Raw genomic sequence first — 16,223 nt, forward strand, 5'->3', positions numbered from 1 at the left:
CAGTATCGCGCCGAAGACCCGCCCCGTGTTCGATTTCAGGACGGAAGCTGCTTGCCGGACGGCGTCTGTGTCCGTCCGAAACGGAAAAAAGTGCAAGTGGTTCAGGGATTGCTAATTTCTACTGAACTATAGGGAATTCCCGCCAAAAAGCTTTCGCGGCATTGGCTTGTTAATGGCTGCTTGCGAAAGTATAGCGCCTGCGGGCAATGCAGTCTCTCGAGCGGCACGCCACCGGGGACTGGTGTGGAGAGTGGGAATGGCAACTGTTTTAGGCCGTTTTGACGAGCACGATAAAAGCGTTCCTCCGGCCGCGAATGATGGCGACGACGGCTATCGGCCGAGCGACGACGAACCCTTCATGAATCCGCGGCAGCAGGAATATTTCCGCAACAAGCTGAATGGCTGGAAGGACGCGATCTATCGCGAGGCGGCTGGCACGCTGAACCAGCTCCAGTCCGAGCCGCTGCGCGAGGCGGACCTCACCGATCGCGCCTCCAGCGAAACCGACTGGTCGATCGAACTGCGCACCCGCGATCGCCAGCGCAAGCTGATCGCCAAGATCGACGCGGCGCTGCGCCGCATCGAGGAAGGCGAATATGGCTATTGCGAAGTGACCGGCGAACCGATCCCGCTCGGCCGGCTCGAAGCCCGTCCCACGGCGACGATGACGGTCGAAGCCCAGGAGCGGCACGAGCGCAACGAGAAGATCAGCCGGGACGAGTGAAATCTACGTTCAAATCCGCTCCGGCAAAATACCGGGGCGGATTTCGGTTAATCCTTTCGTTAAGAGTTGTTGGTCTACTCCCTGCGGGTGCGAATCCGCCATCGAGAGCCAATCATGGACCAGCAGTCTTACATCCCCGCCACCACGCTTTCGGCCGATGACTTTGCGGGCAAGCGCAGCGGTGCCCGCGACAGCCTGTTGCTGACCGCGCAGTTCCGCGTCGATGGCGAGGATGTCGGTACGGTGCGGGTGCGTAATCTTTCGGCCGGCGGGCTGATGGCCGAATATACCGGTCCGGTGGGCCTGCGCACGCCGGTGGAGATCGAAGTTCGCGGCGTCGGCTGGGTGAAGGGCAAGATCGCCTGGGCGGCCGAAGGGCGCGTGGGCGTCGCGTTCGACAATGAGATCGATCCGAAGCTGGCGCGCAAGCCGGTGGGCGGGGGCACCCAGACGCCGGCCTATGTAAAGCCGATCTTCACGCGCCGCTAAGCTGCGCCGAACCCATTCCGCCGAATCTCGCGCTTTCCGACATGCAGCTTCCGACATGCAGCCATTGCTGATGGAGCGTATGTCCCCGGCTCGCGCGGCAAGTTTCTGCCGCGCGAGTCCAAGGTTTCGGTAAATAGTCCGTGAACGGGACGGTTATCGCTGCATCTCTTCCTTGACCCGCAGCTTCTCTTTCTTCAATTGCGCTAACAGTATGTGATCGGGGAGGGGGCGCTGCGTTTCGCTGGCGATTCGCTGGTCCAGCTGCGAATGTTTGGCGGTAAGTGCCGAAAGATGCCCGGCGTGCATGAAGCATTCCTCCTTCGATAACTCTGAGGGGAGCGAACTACATCATGTTTTGCGCCGCTTGTCGCGTGCAGAATCAACACTGATCGACAGACCGCGGAAAAGCCGCGATGGTTCGCATGCCGGGCAACGATCCGGCGAGTCGGGCGCACTGGGGGCATAGAATGGACGAAAGCGAGATCCGGCGCCGGTTGGAGCCCCTGCGTGCCGAGCATCGCGACCTGGATGCCGCGATCGCCGCGCTGGCGGATAGCGGTACCGGCGACCAGCTGCAGATCGCGCGCCTCAAGAAGCGCAAGCTCAAGCTCCGCGACGAGATTTCGCTGCTCGAGGACCAGCTGATCCCGGACATCATTGCGTGATTGTTCCGTTTTGCTGCGACGCGGCAAAATTGGCGCTTTCCGCGCGTCGCGATCCTGTGGCAGCTAGAGGGGGATGAAGCGCTCCGACGCCCTTACCCTGCACCGACGATTGGTCGACTCGCTCTATGTCGAGGCGATGGTGCTGGCGGATGAGGCGCGCGGCTATTTCGACCAGCTCGGCCGCGACGAGCGCGATGCGCTGGCGGCGCTGAGCCGGGTGGCGTTCTCGTGCGAGTCGCTCAAGGTGACGACGCGGCTGATGCACGTCATCGCCTGGCTGCTCACCCAGCGTGCGGTGGATGCCGGAGAATTGCAACTGGCCGATACCCGCGCCCCCGGTCGCCGGCTAGGCCCCGCACCCGAAACCGACGCCGCGCTGCTCGAGGACATGCCGCTCCAGGCGGTGATCATCGTGCGGGCGAGCATGGACCTGTATCGCCGCGTTGCCCGGCTGGACTCCGCCTTCGACGCGTCGCCGATCGCAGTGTCGAGCCCGGCGCGGCGGATGCTCGATCGGCTCGCCGGGGCCTTCTGAACGCCTAGAGCGCCAGCCGTGCCCGCGCGGCGGCATATTCCGCACCAAGGCGGTCGATCCGCGCCCCTGCCGGTTCGATCGCATGCACCGCGCCGATGCCCTGGCCCGAGCCCCAGATATCCTTCCACGCCTTGGCGCCGCCGAAGTTCATCGCGCTCGGATCGCTCTCGGGCAGATTCTCCGGATCGAGCCCGGCATTGACGATCGAGGCGCGCAGGTAATTGCCGTGCACGCCGGTGAACAGGTTCGAATAGACGATGTCCTCGGCGCGGCCGTCGACGATCGCCTGCTTATAGGCCTGGACGGCGTTGGCCTCCTCGGTCGCGATGAAGGGCGAGCCGATATAGGCGAGGTCGGCGCCCATCGCCTGCGCCGCCAGCACCGCGCCGCCCGTGGCGATCGAGCCCGAAAGGGCGACGGGTCCGTCGAACCATTCGCGCACCTCCTGGACCAGCGCGAACGGGCTCAGCCGCCCGGCATGGCCGCCGGCGCCTGCTGCGACCAGGATCAGGCCGTCGGCGCCTTTTTCGACGGCCTTGTGGGCGAAGCGATCGTCGATAACGTCGTGCAGCGTGATGCCGCCCCAGCCGTGCACCGCGTCGTTGAGCTCGGGGCGGGCGCCCAGCGAGGTGATGACGATCGGCACCTTCCACTTGGCGCAGCTCGCGACATCCTCCTCCAGCCGCGGGTTGGAGCGGTGGACGATCTGGTTGACCGCGAAGGGCGCGGCGGGCGTGTCCGGATGGTCGCGGTCCCAGGCCGCGAGTTCCTCGGTGATCTGGTGCAGCCACTCGTCGAGCTGGCTCTGCGGCCGCGCGTTGAGCGCGGGGAAGGAGCCGACGATCCCCGCCTTGCACTGGGCGATGACCAGTTCGGGGCAGGAGATGATGAACAGCGGCGAGCCGATGACGGGAAGCCGCAGACGATCGAAGAGAGCCGGTAGCGCCATGCCCGAGTGATACCGCAGCTACGAAGCCTGTCTAGGCGGGTGTCGGCGACGCTACGGCATGCACGGGCGGCCAAAGCGCCGACGCGCAACCCGATCCCGGAAAGCGCGCGAATCAGTCGATTCGGGTGAGGCCCGTCGCGTATTCGCGCTGCTTGGCGGCATAGAGCGCCGCACTGGCCCGCAGCATCGCGCGCTGCGCCGCGTCGAGCGGGCGGACCGCGCGGGCGGGGCTGCCCATGATCAGCTGGCCGGCCGGAAATTCCTTGCCCTCGGTAATCAGTGCGCCGGCCCCGACCAGGCATTCGGCGCCGATCACCGCGCGGTTGAGGATGATCGCGCCCATGCCGATCAGCGAGCCGTCGCCGATCGTGCAGCCATGGAGCACGGCATGATGGCCGACGGTCACCTCGTCGCCGATGGTCAGCGGTGCGCCGGGATCCGAATGGAGCAGTGCGCCTTCCTGGATGTTGCTGCGGGCGCCGATGACGATCGGCGTGTTGTCGGCGCGGACCACGGCGCCGAACCAGATGCTGGCGCCGCTCGCCACCCGCACGTCGGCGATCAGTTCGGCGCTCGGCGCGACCCAGGCATCCGCCGCGACCTGCGGCGCCTTTCCCCCAAAGGCGTAGAGCGGCATGCCGGTTAGAGCGCGAAGCTCTCGAAGCCGGCGGGCAGCGGCATCTGCATGCCGAGCGCCAGCGCCAGCGCGACGGCGCCGAGCAGCAGCGCGAGCGTCGAGGACAGCGAGAACAGCCCCCAGCCGACCAGCGTCACGATCGGTGCATCGGCGCGCTGCTCGCGGCGGTTGCGCTGCATCGTCAGCAGCACGAAGCCGGCGGCCATTGCGTACAGGAACACGAAGAATTCAGCCATTGCTACCACCCGATCTCTGCTCGCTTTCAGGGCTAACCCGTTCAGCTTTCAGCATCAATCCAGGGGAATTGCGGATCGCCGCGATGCAGCATGCATTCGCCGCATTTTCTTGGGAACAAATCGCCCCTCAGAGCGTAACGCCGCGCTTCCAGATCGCGATCTCGCGCTCGCCGTTGCGCTCGGCAGCCGTCGGATCCCCCGAGGCGATCGCCACGATCCGTTCGAGCAGGGCACGGCTCGCCGCCTCCATGTCCTCGGCGAGTACCTGCCCAGCGTCGAAATCGATCCAGCCCGGCTTGCGCGCGGCGAGGTCGCTGTTCGAGGCGATCTTGATCGTCGGCACCGGGAAGCCCAGCGGCGTGCCGCGGCCGGTGGTGAACAGGATGACGGTTGCGCCCGCGGCCGCCAGCGCGGTGGACGAGACCGCGTCGTTGCCCGGCGCTTCGAGCAGCGCGAGGCCCGGACGCTGCACGCGCTGGCCATAGCCGAGCACGTCGGTGACCGTCGCGTGTCCCGCCTTCTGCACCGCGCCGAGCGACTTTTCCTCCAGCGTGGTGATGCCGCCGGCGAGATTGCCGGGGGAGGGGTTTTCCGAGACTGGTTCGCCGTGCCGGGTGAAATAGGCTTTGAAGCCGTTCACCAGATCGACGATCTTCCCGAACACCGTCTCGGTCGCCGCGCGCGCCATCAGCAACTGCTCGGCCCCGAAGATCTCGGGAATTTCGGTGAGGATGGCGGTGCCGCCCGCGGCCGTGACCGCATCGCTCATCCGTCCCACCAGTGGGTTGGCGGTCAATCCTGAGAACCCGTCCGAACCGCCGCATTTCACCCCGAGGACCAGAGACGCGAGTGGCTCCTCGGTTCGCACGGCCTGTTCAGCCTGGTTGATAAGTTCCTCTACTAGAGCGATTCCCTCTTCGATTTCGTCGCCAGCCGCCTGCGCGCCGATGGTGCGGAGGTTGGGCTGAGAAATACCCTCCAACATGCCGCGCATCTGATTGGATTCGCAGCCAAGTCCGACAAGCAGAACGCCGCCGGCATTGGGATGGTTGGCGAGCGCCGTCAGGATTGCACGCGTGCCTTCCAGATCGTCGCCGAGCTGCGAGCAGCCGAAGGGATGCGCGAAGGCGTGGATGCCGTCGACCCGGCCGGCGAAGCGCGCGGCGGCGCGCTCGGCGATCTTCTCGGCGGTGCGGCCCACGCAGCCGACCGTGGGCAGGATCCAGATTTCGTTGCGGGTGCCCACCCGTCCGTCTGCCCGGCGATAGCCGAGGAAGGTTGGCCCGGCAGCGGCCGGTGCTGCTTCGAAGGCGGGCTGGTACGCGTAGCTGCCGCTCGCGGCGAGGGCGGTCGCCACATTGTGGGTATGCACGTGCTCGCCGGGCGCGATGGCCCGTGTCGCATGACCGATCGGGAACCCGAACTTGTGCACCGGTGCGCCGGCCTCGATCGGCCGGATCGCGACCTTGTGGCCTTGGGGGATGTCCGTGGTAACGGTGACCCCCAGCGCCGTGTCGCCTGCGTGCAGCGGGCGGAGGGCGGTGGCGACGGGGTCACGCGGGTCGATCTGGAACAAGGCTGCAGTCATCAACTCCGAGCATAGGGGGTTGCGAGCGAACCTCCTAGAGGCATTGTTGCGTGCTCGTGCCCCATTGCGGACGACGCGCCGTCAAAAACCCGCACTCGTACTATTCCGGAGCGGCGAGAACCGGCCGCCTGTGTTTCGGGGCCGTTAAGCCATTGGGCAGTAAAGGGGTATCCACGCCGTGGGGGAGTTGGATCGCGTGAAGGCACCACCGCCGCAGTCGGCCTTGATCAGGGCGATGATGCGCAGTTTTCGTTGGACGATGCGGCTGAGCCGCCTGCAGGCCTGGATCGCGGTCTGCACGGCGATGGTCGTGACGATCGTCGCCGATTGGGCGACCGGGCCGACGGTCTCGATGACGATCGGCTATCTGTTCGTCGACATTCTCACGGCATGGACGCTGCGCGAGCGCGCCGGCATCATCGTCGTGCTGTTCTCGATCGCGCTCGGCTCCGCCTTGAACGGGTTCGGATCGCTGCCGTTCCTGGACTTTCAGGCTCTCTCCGCGCCGGTCGTCGTCTGGAACACGGTGACTCGTGCCGCGGGTGCGATCATGATCGTGTTGATGGTGGCGACGCTGCGCCACACCATCGACGGCGAGTTGTGGCGCGCTTCCACGGATTATCTCACCCGCTCGCTCAACGGGGGCGCGTTTCGCAGCCAGCTGGAGCGGGTGGCGCAGATCGCGCGCCGTCGCGGTTCGACGCTGCTGCTGCTCTACATGGATCTGGACGGGTTCAAGGCGGTCAACGATCGGCACGGGCACGCGGCGGGGGACCTAGTACTCCGGCGTTTCGCCGACGAGGCCCGCGCACGGATGCGGCCCGACGACCTGTTCGCCCGGCTGGGCGGCGACGAATTCTGCGCCTTCCTCGCCATCGAGCGCGGCGTGGTGCCCGAGCAGGTCGCCGAGAGCCTCCATGCACGGCTCAGCGAGGCACTGCGCTCGACCGGCCATGCGGTCACCTGCAGCATGGGGGCGGTGGTGATCGATGCCCACGCGGCGCGGGATACCGAACGGATGATCGGATTGGCGGACGAGGCGATGCTGGAAGTGAAGCGCAACGGCAAGAACGCGATCCGGATCGCGTTCGACGAGCCCGGCACCGTGCGGCGGGCGGCATGACGCTCCACTTCTTCTCCGCCGCGTTCCGGCCCGAGGACGAGGCGCGCCGCCAGCGCGCGGTAGACGGTCTGCGCGCGGTATCGCCGAGCGATCCCGTGCTGCACGAACTGCTCGGCGAAGTCTGCATGGTGTTGCGCACGCCGATCGCGATGGTTACGGTCACCGACGGCGATGTGCAGCGGATGATCAGCGCGGTCGGGATCGAGCCGGTCGTGCTGCCGCGTTCGATCGCCTTTTGCTCGCATACCATCGCGGCGCCGGATGGGCTGCTCAGCGTCCCCGATCTCCACATCGATCCGCGCTTCCGCGCCAACCCGCTGGTCGCAGGCGGCCCCTGCGTGCGCTATTATACCGGCGTGGTGGTGCGGAGCGGGCCCTTCCCGATCGGCGCCGTGTGCGGGCTCGACCGCCGCCCCCACGGCCCCGCATCGTTCCGGCAGTGGGCACAGCTGCACAAACTGGCCGATGCGGTCGGCGACCGCATCGGGGCTGCACCGCGAACCTGCTGAGCGGACCGGTTTTTCCGGGCGGCTGCGGCGACTTGCTTGGAATGGCGGGGCGTTGCCGCTAGGCCGCAGCCATACGGCAACGGGAGAACGCCATGATCCGCACCGGCCTTATCGGCTTCGGCCTAGGCGGCACCGCCTTTCACGCACCACTGATCGACGCGGTCGACGGGCTCGAACTGGCGGCCGTTGGCTCCTCTCGGGCCGAGGCCGTCGCGAAGGCCTATCCGGGGGTGCCGGCCGTCAGCCCCGAAGCGCTGATCGCCGATCCCGCAATCGATCTGGTGGTGGTGTCGACGCCGAATGCCACGCATTTCCCGCTCGCCACGGCGGCGCTCGAAGCGGGCAAGCATGTCGTGATCGACAAGCCGCTGACCCCCAGCGCCGCCGAGGCCGAGGCGCTGATCGGCCTCGCCGAGGCGCAGGCGCGGCTGCTGGTGCCGTTCCACAACCGGCGCTGGGACAGCGATTTCCTCGCGGTGCAGGCGCTGGTGCAAGGCGACCGGCTGGGCGAGATCCTCCTGTTCGAGGCGCATTGGGACCGCTTCCGCCCCGAATTGTCGCAGGCCTGGAAGGAAGCCGAGGGCGGCGGGCAGCTGCTCGACCTGGGGCCGCACATGATCGACCAGGCGCTGGTCCTGTTCGGCATGCCCGAGGCGGTGCAGGGCGATGTCGCCCGACAGCGTGGCAACAGCCCGGTCGACGACTATTTCACCGTGACGCTGTTCTACGGCACGCGCCGGGTGGTGCTGGCGAGTTCGCGGATGATCGCGGCGGCGCGGCCGCGCTTTGCGCTCCATGGTCGCGGCGGCAGTTTCGTGAAGTACGGGCTCGATCCGCAGGAGGCGGCGATGCGCGCCGGGGGATCGGTGCGCGATCCCGGCCATGGGCTGGAGGACCCGGCGCAATATGGCGTCCTGACGCTGCCCGACGGTTCGACCGAGACGATCGCGTCGGAGCGCGGCGACTATCGGCGATTCTATGCCGGGGTGGCGGCCGCGATCCGCGACGGCGCGGCACCGCCCGTTGCGGCGAAGGATGCGCTCGCCGGGCTCCAGTTGATCGAGCTTGCCCGGCAGAGCGCGGAAGAGGGGCGGCGTATCCCGCTCGCTTGAGCGGATAGCCCCGCGCGCCGTTCGAGGCGCGCGGGGCCGGGTCGGTCAGGGGTGCCAGCCGACCGGCAGGGTGCGCGCGGGCACATTGACGGTGGTCGTCGCGACGATGTCCTCCGCTGACTGGCCGAGCAGCACCTTGTAGCTGCCCCCGGCGATCTTCCACTGGTGCGCCGCGCCGTCGAACACCGCCAGCAGGCGCGGATCGACGGTGACCGAGACGGTCTTGGACGCGCCCGGTGCCAACGACACCTTCTGGAACGCGCCCAGCCGCTTCGGCGCTTCCCAGCCGGCGCCCGAGACATAGACCTGCGCCACGTCGGCGCCGGCGCGGCTGCCGGTGTTGCGCAGCGTGAAGGTCACGGTCACCTGGCCCTTGGGCGCGGTTGCCTTGAGGCCCGAATAGGCGAAGCGGGTGTAGGACAGGCCATGGCCGAAGGCGAATTGCGGCTTGTCGCCCTTCGCGTCGTACCATTTGTAGCCGACCGTGGCGCCTTCGGTGTAGCGGGTCTCGCCTTCGTTCGGCGCGCTCGGCTTGGGCAGCTGCGAGACGCTGCGCGGGAAGCTGGCGGGGAGGTGGCCCGAGGGGTTCACCTTGCCGGTCAGCACATTGGCGATCGCTTCGCCGCCCGCGGTGCCGGGATACCAGGCTTCCAGGATCGCCGCGGTCTTGTCGGCCCAGGGGGTGAGCACCGGGCCGCCGGTCTCTAGCACCACCACCGTCTTGGCATTGGCGCCAGCGACGGCGTCGATCAGTGCGTCCTGATTGTCGGTTAGGTTCAGCGACACGTCGAAGGCTTCGCCCGCCCACTGCGTGGCGAACACGACTGCGATGTCGGCCTGCTTGGCAGCTGCCGCGGCGGCGGCGGGGTCGGTGCCATCGAGATAGGAGATCGTCGCGCCCGGCAGCTGGCGGCGCAGCGCCTCCAGCGGTGCGGAGGGGTGGTACATGACCGGGCCCGGCCAGATCTTCGGCTCGAGCCCCGGCACGGCATTGCCGCCGACCGGATAGACCAGCGACGAGCCGCCGCCCGCCAGCACGCCCTTGTCGGCATGGCCGCCGATCACGACGATCCGCTTGGCGCTGGCGGCGAGCGGCAGCACGTCGCCCTTGTTCTGGAGAAGCACGATACCCGCCTCGGCATCGGCGCGGGTCACGTCGGCATGCGCCTTGAGCATCGCCGGGGCGAGATCGAGCGGCGCGCCGGTGATCGGGTGATCGAACAGCCCGTGCGCGAACATCGAGCGGAGGATGCGGTGCGCCATCTCGTCGAGGCGTGCCTTGCTCACGTCGCCCTTGGCGATTGCCGCCTTGAGCGGCTCGCGGAAATAGGGCTGCTCGTCGAACGGCCAGCCGGACTGCTGCTCCAGGCCCGCATTGGCGGCGGCGGCGGTAGAGTGGGTCGCGCCCCAGTCGGACATCACGAAGCCCTTCCAGCCCCAGTCGCGGCGCAGCACGTCGGTGAGCAGCCAGGGCTGTTCGCACGCCCAGAGCCCGTCTACCTTGTTGTAGCTGCACATCACCGAGCCCGGATCGGACTTCTCGATCGCGATGTTGAAGGCGAGCAGGTCGCTCATCCGCGCGGCGGTGCGATCGAGCACCGCGTTCATCTTGTTGCGATCGGTCTCCTGGTCATTGAACGCGTAATGCTTCACCGTGGAGATGATGTGGTTCGACTGGATGCCGGCGATCTGCGCGCCGACGATCGTGCCGGCGAGCAGCGGATCCTCGCCGCCATATTCGAAGTTGCGGCCGTTGCGCGGCTCGCGCAGCAGGTTGACGCCGCCCGCGAGCATCACGTTGAAGCCCGAGGCGCGCGCCTCCGCGCCGATCATCGCGCCGCCCTTGAAGGCGAGGGCGGGGTCCCAGGTCGCGGCGGTGGCGATGCCCGAGGGGAGCGAGGTGCGGCCGCGCTTGCGCTCGGCGCCGCCCTGCGTCGCGACGCCGACGCCGGCATCGGTCTGCCACTGCGCCGGGATGCCCAGGCGCGGGATGCCGGGAACATAGCCGGCGGAGCCCGGACGCGCCTCGGCGGGGGTCTTAAAGTTCTTGGGCGCGAAATCGGTGCCGAACAGGCCGAATACCAAGGTGAGCTTCTCGTCCTCGGTCATCTGCGCGAGGATCGCCTTGGCGCGCGCGTCGGGCGACAGCTTGGCGTTGGTCCAGGGGCGCGAGGCCTGGGTCTGCGCCAGCGCAGGCGCCGTAAAGGCAGTGGTGGCGGCGAGCGCGAGCAGCGGGGCTGCCAGCTTCAGAGCGTGTCGTTTCATGTCGTCCTCTCCTCCCGGATCGCTTGTCAACGTTGTCCGCTGCCTAGCATAAGAACGGCCGCCGACAAGAGCCGGCGGCCGTCTTTGCAGCGCGTCTTCTATATCAGGATCAGGCGCGGATGCGCACCGGCACCGATTTCGCCGCGGGCGTCTTCGAGGCGCCGTCGTGGTGGCCGAGCGCGATCAGCGGGTTGAGCTCGGGGTAATAGCCCGCGACGCAGCCCTGGGGCAGGTTGAAGGGCAGCACCTCCAGCCCTTCGACCACGCGGTCGACGCCATCCGAATCGTCGCCGACCAGCGCCACGCGCTGACCTTCCTTCAGCCCGGCGCGTTCCATCTCCCTGGGGCTGATCAGCAGCACGTCGCGCTTGCCCTCGATCCCGCGCAGGCGATCCGAATAGCCGTAAACCGTGGTGTTGAACTGGTCGTTCGAGCGCAGCGTCATCAGCCGGTACACCCCGTCCGCATCGGCGAAGCCGGTGGCGTTGAGGTGGCTGGGCACGGTGAACTCGGCCTTGCCGCTCTCCGTCTTCCAGTTTCGGTCGCGCGCGCTGTTGCCCTTGAAGAAGCCGCCGGGGGTGAACAGCCGCTGGTTGAAGTCCTTGAACTTGTCCGGATAGGTCGCCTCGATCGCATCGCGGACCAGCGCATAGTCGTTCGACCAAGCCTCCCAGGGGACATTGGGGTTGGGGTCGAGCGCGGCCTTCGCGATCCCGGCGACGATCGCCAGCTCGGGTTGAAGATGCGGGCTGGCCGGCTTGGCCTCGCCGATCGAACCGTGGATGCAGCTGAGGCTGTCCTCCATCGTCACCACCTGCGGCATGCCGTCGCGCACGTCGCGCTCGGAACGGACCAGCGTGGGGAGCAGATAGGCGGTCTCGCCGCAGAACAGGTGTCCGCGATTGAGCTTGGTGGCGATCTGGACGGTGAGGCCCATGCCGGTCCACGCCTTCTCCATCACGCGGTGATCGGGCACGGCGCGGAGGAAATTGCCGCCGAGGCCGAGAAAGGCGTTGATCTCGCCCTTGGCGATCGCCTCGCAGCCGGTGACGGTGGTATAGCCCTCGTCGCGCGGCGGCTGGAAGCCGTACTGCTCGGAAAGCTGGTCGAGCGGCACCAGCTCGGGCTTCTCGGAGATGCCGACGGTGCGCTGGCCCTGGACGTTGGAGTGGCCGCGTACCGGCGAGACGCCTGCGCCGAGGCGGCCGATATTCCCGCGCAGCAGCATCAGGTTCACCACGCCCGCGACATTGTCATAGCCGCCGACATGCTGGGTGAGCCCCATGCCCCAGATGCCGATCGCGCTTTCGGCCTGAATATAAACCTCGGCCGCGGCGATCAGGTCGGCGCGGGGCAGGCCTGTCTCGGCTTCGATCGTCTCCCAGCTGGTGCTGCGGACCTTCTCCGCAAATTCCTCGAAGCCGTGGGTGTGCTCGGCGATGAAGGCGCGGTCGATCACGCCGCCGCGGCGATCCTCCTCGGCGAGCACATGCTTGGCGATGCCGAGCATGGCGGAAATGTCGCTGCCCGGCTTGAGCTGATAATATTGGTGCGAGATCTCGGTCTTGCCGCCGGTCACCATCTGGAGGCTCTGCGGGTTGCGGAACTCGAGCAGGCCCTTCTCACGGATCGGGTTGAAGGTCACGATCTTGGCACCGCGCTTGCGGGCCGCGGTCAGCGTATGGATGAAGCGCGGGCTGTTGGTGCCGGTGTTCTGGCCGAAGAAGAAGATCGCGTCGCAATGCTCGAAATCCTCGAGCACGCAGGTGCCCACCGGCGCGCCGATCGTCGACTTGAGCGCGACCGAGGTGGTCTCGTGGCACATGTTCGAGCTGTCGGGCAGGTTGTTGTGGCCATAGAGCCGCGCGAACAGCGCCCAGGCGTAGCTGGTCTCCAGGCTCGCCTTGCCCGAGGCGTAGAAGATCGTGCTCTTCGGGTTATAGCCCCGCAGCTTCTTGCCGATCGCGCGATAGGCTTCATCCCAGGTGCAGGGCAGGTATTTATCGGTAGCGCGATCGTAGCGCATCGGATTGGTGAGGCGGCCGGCCTGTTCGAGGTCGTGGTCGCTCCAGCCGCGCAGCTCGGTCAGGGTGTGCTGGGCGAAGAACTCCGGCGTGGCGCGGCGAGTGGTGAGGTCCCACAGCGTCGCCTTGGCGCCGTTCTCGCAGAATTCGAACATGTGCGGCTTGGCCGGCTTGGTCCAGGCGCAGGAGGTGCACATCATGCCCCCGGGCTTGTTCTGTTTGGCGAGCGTCTTGAGGGCGTCGGCGCTCGGGCGTTCGGCGCCGGCGACCAGCGCCATGCCGCGCATCGAGCCCCAGCCGCCCTCGGCGCCCGCATAATGTATCGTTCCGTCTTTCGCCCGGGCCATCGCCACGCTCCTTGCACCACGTATCCTGCCTCTATCCCTGGGCCGGACGCCTGCCTATCTGCAACCCATGGATATGTGGTTCGATCGCAGGACGCCCGACGGGTCGGAGACCCGGCTCCAACGCAGCTTGATCGCGGAAGTGCCGGTCGCGATCGAAATCAACGGTCTGGGCTACGCCGTGATGATGGCGACGCCGACCGACCTGGAGGATTTCGCCACCGGCTTCGTCGCATCCGAGCGGCTGGGGGCGGCGGTGGACGTGGGAAGCCACCAGGCCGAGCAGGGTGTGGTGCTGCGGGTGACGCTGGCCGATCCCTCGACGGTGATCGAGCGGGTTCGGCACCGCACGACGGATTCGAGCTGCGGGCTGTGCGGGATCGACAATCTCGAAGCAGCGCTGCGCCCGCTGCCGAGGATCGAGGCGGAAAGCGGGGCGTCCTCGGCCGCGATCTTCCGCGCGGCCGAGGCACTGCGCGACCATCAGCCGCTCAACCGCGAGACCGGCGCCGCTCATGCCGCGGCGCTCTGCTCGGCGGAGGGGGAGATCCGCCTGGTCCGCGAGGACGTCGGGCGGCACAATGCGTTCGACAAGCTGGTCGGCGCGATGGCGCGGCAGGGGCTGGGCTGGGACGGGGGCTTCGCGTTGATCAGCGCGCGCTGCTCGTTCGAGCTGGTCGAAAAGGCGGTGCTGGCGGGCTGCCCGCTGCTCGCGGCGATCTCCGCACCGACCGCCTTGGCGGCGGAGCGTGCCCGCGCGGCGGGATTGCGGCTGGCCGCGCTGGTGCGGCCGGACGCCATGCTCCGGCTGGTGCCATGAAGCCGCTGGGTGCGATCCTGGCGGGCGGCCAGGCGCGGCGCTTCGGATCGGACAAGGCACTGGCGGCGCTCGACGGACGCGCGCTGATCGACCATGTCGCCGCAGCGCTGGCACCCCATTGCGACGGCGTGATCCTGTGCGGCCGCCCAGGCGAGGGCGGAATCCCCGATCGTCCGGCGTCCGGCCTGGGGCCGCTGGCGGGCCTCAATGCGGCGCTCCGTGAAACTGCCGAGCGTGGGATGGCGCGGGTGCTGGTCGCGCCGTGCGATACACCGCTGCTGCCGGCGGGGCTGCTGGCAGCGTTGTTGGCGCACGGCGGATCTTGCTTTGTTGCGCAACTGCCGGTGCTCGGCATCTGGGATGCGGCGCTCGCCCCCGTATGCGACGCCTATATTGCTTCCGGCGCGCGTGCCTCGATGAAGGCCTGGGCCGCGCACGCGGGCGCAACGGCAATCGATTGGGGGGCACCCATTCCCAACATCAACTCCTGCGACGATCTTTCGAGGGTCACCGGGTTTTTTCCTTAGTTCCGCTTCTCATTCGCATGCGCTAGGTCGTGCGCAATTTTCTGTCGGCGACGGCCGGCGGCAGGGGGATGGATGGAAAGCGTGTTCGCAGCCTTCTGGAGCGGGAACTACTCGCCCCATGGCTATTGCCTGTCGTGGCAGCCGCTGTTGCTGTGGACCCATATCGTCGCTGACACGCTGATTGCGTTGTCCTATTTCTCGATCCCGATCGCGTTGGTGGCGCTGGTGCGCAGCCGCAAGGATCTGGCGTTCGGCTGGGTGTTCTGGTGCTTCGCCCTCTTCATCCTCGCTTGCGGCATGACGCATGTGATGGGCGTGGTGACCCTGTTCAGCCCGCTCTACGGACTGGAGGCGCTGGTCAAGCTGCTGACGGCAGCGGTATCGGTGCTCACCGCGATCCTGCTCTGGCCGCTCCTGCCGACGCTGACCAAATTGCCTTCTTCGGAAAAGCTCAAGGAAGCCAATGCCCAGCTCGCCGCGATGGTCGAGCAGCGCGATGCTGCGCTCGCCGAGCTGAAGAGCGAAGTCGCCCAGCGCGAGACGGTCGAGGCGGCGTTGCTGCAGGCGCAGAAGCTGGAGGCGGTGGGGCAGCTGACCGGAGGCATCGCGCATGACTTCAACAATCTGCTGCAGGCGATCGCCGGCAATCTCGAGCTGATCGCGCGCAAGCCCGACGATGCCGACCGGGTGATCCGCTGGACGTCGAGCGCGCTCGACGCGGTGGAGCGCGGTCGCCAGTTGACCGGCCAGCTGCTCGCCTTCTCCAGCAAGCAGCGGCTCGACGTGAAGTCGGTGCGCCTGGCCGAGCTGGTCGGCGGCATGGCGGGGCTGGTCGAGCGCGCGGTGGCGCCGCTGGGGCGCGTGCGGATCGAGCGGATCGATCCCGTGTGGAACGTGCAGACCGATGCACTGCAGCTCGAACTCGCGGTGCTCAACCTCGCCTTCAACGCGCGCGATGCAATGCCCGAAGGCGGCGTGCTGACGATCTCGGCCGAGCTGCGCAGCGGCAAGGTCGCGCCCGACGTGCCCGCGGGCGACTATGTCGCGCTGCGCATTGCCGATACCGGCATGGGCATGACGCCAGAGGTGGTGGCGCGCGCGGTGGAGCCGTTCTTCTCGACCAAGGGCGTGGGCAAGGGCACCGGCATGGGCTTGTCGATGGCGTTCGGGGTGCTGCGCCAGTCGGGCGGCACGCTGCTGATCGACAGCGAACTGGGGCAGGGGACCACCGTCACGCTGCTGTTGCCGCTGGCGACGGTCGAGCCCCGCCGCGACGTGCAGGACGATTCCGCCCGCGACGAGCGGATCAGCCTGGCGGGCATGACGATCGCGCTGGTCGACGACGACGCACATGTCCGCGCGTCGCTCGCCGAAATGCTGCGCTCGGCGGGCGCGGACGTGGAGGAGGCGGCAGATGGCGCGGCCGGGGTGGCACTGGTGCAGGGGCGCCGCTTCGCCGCGCTGGTGGTCGACTTCGCCATGCCCGAGCTGAGCGGCAGCGAAGTCGCCGACCAGGTCGCCACTACCGATCCGGCGCTACCGGTGATCCTGATCACCGGCTTTGCGGACTCGAACAAGCTCGACGCGATCGCCTCGCCCAACGTGACCATCCTGCGCAAGCCGTTCGATTCGCACGAACTGCTGCGCAAGATCCGCGCGGTCGCCCGCGGCTGAGG

Annotated in this window: 17 protein-coding genes; 10 read left to right on the top strand and 7 right to left on the bottom strand. The window is 67.7% G+C overall.

Annotation, left to right across the window (positions count from 1 at the left end; genetic code table 11):
- The first annotated feature begins 256 nt into the window (after nucleotides 1–256).
- Nucleotides 257–724, top strand: a complete 468-nt coding sequence (gene dksA, locus CA234_RS05335; RefSeq protein WP_125974254.1) for an RNA polymerase-binding protein DksA — start codon at nucleotides 257–259, stop codon at nucleotides 722–724.
- A gap of 114 nt (nucleotides 725–838) precedes the next feature.
- Nucleotides 839–1,213, top strand: a complete 375-nt coding sequence (locus CA234_RS05340) for a PilZ domain-containing protein (protein WP_125974256.1) — start codon at nucleotides 839–841, stop codon at nucleotides 1,211–1,213.
- Nucleotides 1,214–1,366: 153 nt separating this feature from the next.
- Here CA234_RS05340 and CA234_RS05345 read toward each other — a convergent pair whose 3' ends face one another.
- Nucleotides 1,367–1,519, bottom strand: a complete 153-nt coding sequence (locus tag CA234_RS05345) for a YdcH family protein (RefSeq protein WP_125974258.1) — start codon at nucleotides 1,517–1,519, stop codon at nucleotides 1,367–1,369.
- Between the two features lie 161 nt (nucleotides 1,520–1,680).
- Between CA234_RS05345 and CA234_RS05350 the strand changes: the two genes are divergently transcribed.
- Both CA234_RS05350 and CA234_RS05355 read left to right on the top strand, forming a co-directional pair.
- The gene (locus CA234_RS05350) at nucleotides 1,681–1,878 is read left to right on the top strand and encodes a DUF465 domain-containing protein (RefSeq protein WP_125974260.1); all 198 of its coding nucleotides are present in this window, start codon (nucleotides 1,681–1,683) and stop codon (nucleotides 1,876–1,878) included.
- Between the two features lie 73 nt (nucleotides 1,879–1,951).
- Entirely contained in the window at nucleotides 1,952–2,413 is a 462-nt protein-coding gene (locus tag CA234_RS05355) for a DUF1465 family protein (protein WP_126001073.1), read from the top strand.
- Between the two features lie 4 nt (nucleotides 2,414–2,417).
- Here the strand turns inward: CA234_RS05355 and CA234_RS05360 are convergent, their stop codons facing one another.
- From CA234_RS05360 to CA234_RS05375, 4 genes are all read right to left on the bottom strand, one after another.
- Nucleotides 2,418–3,362 carry a nitronate monooxygenase family protein gene (locus CA234_RS05360; protein WP_125974262.1) on the bottom strand — a complete coding sequence of 315 codons (945 nt, stop codon included), beginning with the start codon at nucleotides 3,360–3,362 and terminating at the stop codon, nucleotides 2,418–2,420.
- A 112-nt stretch (nucleotides 3,363–3,474) separates the two neighbouring features.
- Nucleotides 3,475–3,999, bottom strand: coding sequence for a gamma carbonic anhydrase family protein (locus CA234_RS05365; protein WP_125974263.1), 525 nt, complete (start codon nucleotides 3,997–3,999; stop codon nucleotides 3,475–3,477).
- 5 nt (nucleotides 4,000–4,004) lie between these two features.
- Nucleotides 4,005–4,235 carry a hypothetical protein gene (locus tag CA234_RS05370; RefSeq protein WP_125974264.1) on the bottom strand — a complete coding sequence of 77 codons (231 nt, stop codon included), beginning with the start codon at nucleotides 4,233–4,235 and terminating at the stop codon, nucleotides 4,005–4,007.
- A gap of 127 nt (nucleotides 4,236–4,362) precedes the next feature.
- Nucleotides 4,363–5,823 (bottom strand): altronate dehydratase family protein, encoded by a 1,461-nt coding sequence (locus CA234_RS05375; RefSeq protein WP_125974265.1) that lies wholly within the window; start codon nucleotides 5,821–5,823, stop codon nucleotides 4,363–4,365.
- A gap of 235 nt (nucleotides 5,824–6,058) precedes the next feature.
- Here CA234_RS05375 and CA234_RS25145 point away from each other — a divergent pair, with 235 nt between their 5' ends.
- The 3 genes from CA234_RS25145 to CA234_RS05390 all read left to right on the top strand — a co-directional run bounded on the left by CA234_RS25145 (nucleotide 6,059) and on the right by CA234_RS05390 (nucleotide 8,567).
- Nucleotides 6,059–6,946 carry a GGDEF domain-containing protein gene (locus tag CA234_RS25145; RefSeq protein WP_209092187.1) on the top strand — a complete coding sequence of 296 codons (888 nt, stop codon included), beginning with the start codon at nucleotides 6,059–6,061 and terminating at the stop codon, nucleotides 6,944–6,946.
- Nucleotides 6,943–7,455, top strand: coding sequence for a GAF domain-containing protein (locus CA234_RS05385; RefSeq protein ID WP_126001074.1), 513 nt, complete (start codon nucleotides 6,943–6,945; stop codon nucleotides 7,453–7,455). The genes CA234_RS25145 and CA234_RS05385 overlap by 4 nt, the downstream gene beginning before the upstream one ends.
- 92 nt (nucleotides 7,456–7,547) lie before the next feature.
- Complete coding sequence (locus tag CA234_RS05390) at nucleotides 7,548–8,567, top strand: oxidoreductase (RefSeq protein WP_125974268.1); 1,020 nt, start codon at nucleotides 7,548–7,550, stop codon at nucleotides 8,565–8,567.
- Between the two features lie 45 nt (nucleotides 8,568–8,612).
- Here the strand turns inward: CA234_RS05390 and CA234_RS05395 are convergent, their stop codons facing one another.
- Nucleotides 8,613–10,832 (bottom strand): glycoside hydrolase family 3 C-terminal domain-containing protein, encoded by a 2,220-nt coding sequence (locus CA234_RS05395; protein ID WP_125974269.1) that lies wholly within the window; start codon nucleotides 10,830–10,832, stop codon nucleotides 8,613–8,615.
- 109 nt (nucleotides 10,833–10,941) lie between these two features.
- On the bottom strand, nucleotides 10,942–13,203 hold the full coding sequence (locus CA234_RS05400) for an FdhF/YdeP family oxidoreductase (RefSeq protein ID WP_126001075.1): 2,262 nt from the start codon (nucleotides 13,201–13,203) through the stop codon (nucleotides 10,942–10,944).
- Nucleotides 13,204–13,270: 67 nt separating this feature from the next.
- Here CA234_RS05400 and fdhD point away from each other — a divergent pair, with 67 nt between their 5' ends.
- The 3 genes from fdhD (at nucleotide 13,271) to CA234_RS05415 (ending at nucleotide 16,221) form a co-directional block, all read left to right on the top strand.
- Entirely contained in the window at nucleotides 13,271–14,020 is a 750-nt protein-coding gene (gene fdhD / locus CA234_RS05405; protein WP_126001076.1) for a formate dehydrogenase accessory sulfurtransferase FdhD, read from the top strand.
- Nucleotides 14,017–14,547: an NTP transferase domain-containing protein gene (locus tag CA234_RS05410; RefSeq protein ID WP_125974272.1), complete on the top strand. Its 531-nt coding sequence runs from the start codon at nucleotides 14,017–14,019 to the stop codon at nucleotides 14,545–14,547. Before fdhD ends, CA234_RS05410 begins: the two co-directional genes overlap by 4 nt.
- Before the next feature lie 72 nt (nucleotides 14,548–14,619).
- Nucleotides 14,620–16,221: a response regulator gene (locus tag CA234_RS05415; protein WP_126001077.1), complete on the top strand. Its 1,602-nt coding sequence runs from the start codon at nucleotides 14,620–14,622 to the stop codon at nucleotides 16,219–16,221.
- Nucleotides 16,222–16,223 lie beyond the last annotated feature (2 nt).

Origin of the sequence: Sphingomonas sp. ABOLE (genome assembly GCF_003950455.1) — a bacterium.
Classification (GTDB): Bacteria; Pseudomonadota; Alphaproteobacteria; order Sphingomonadales; family Sphingomonadaceae; genus Sphingomonas; species Sphingomonas trueperi.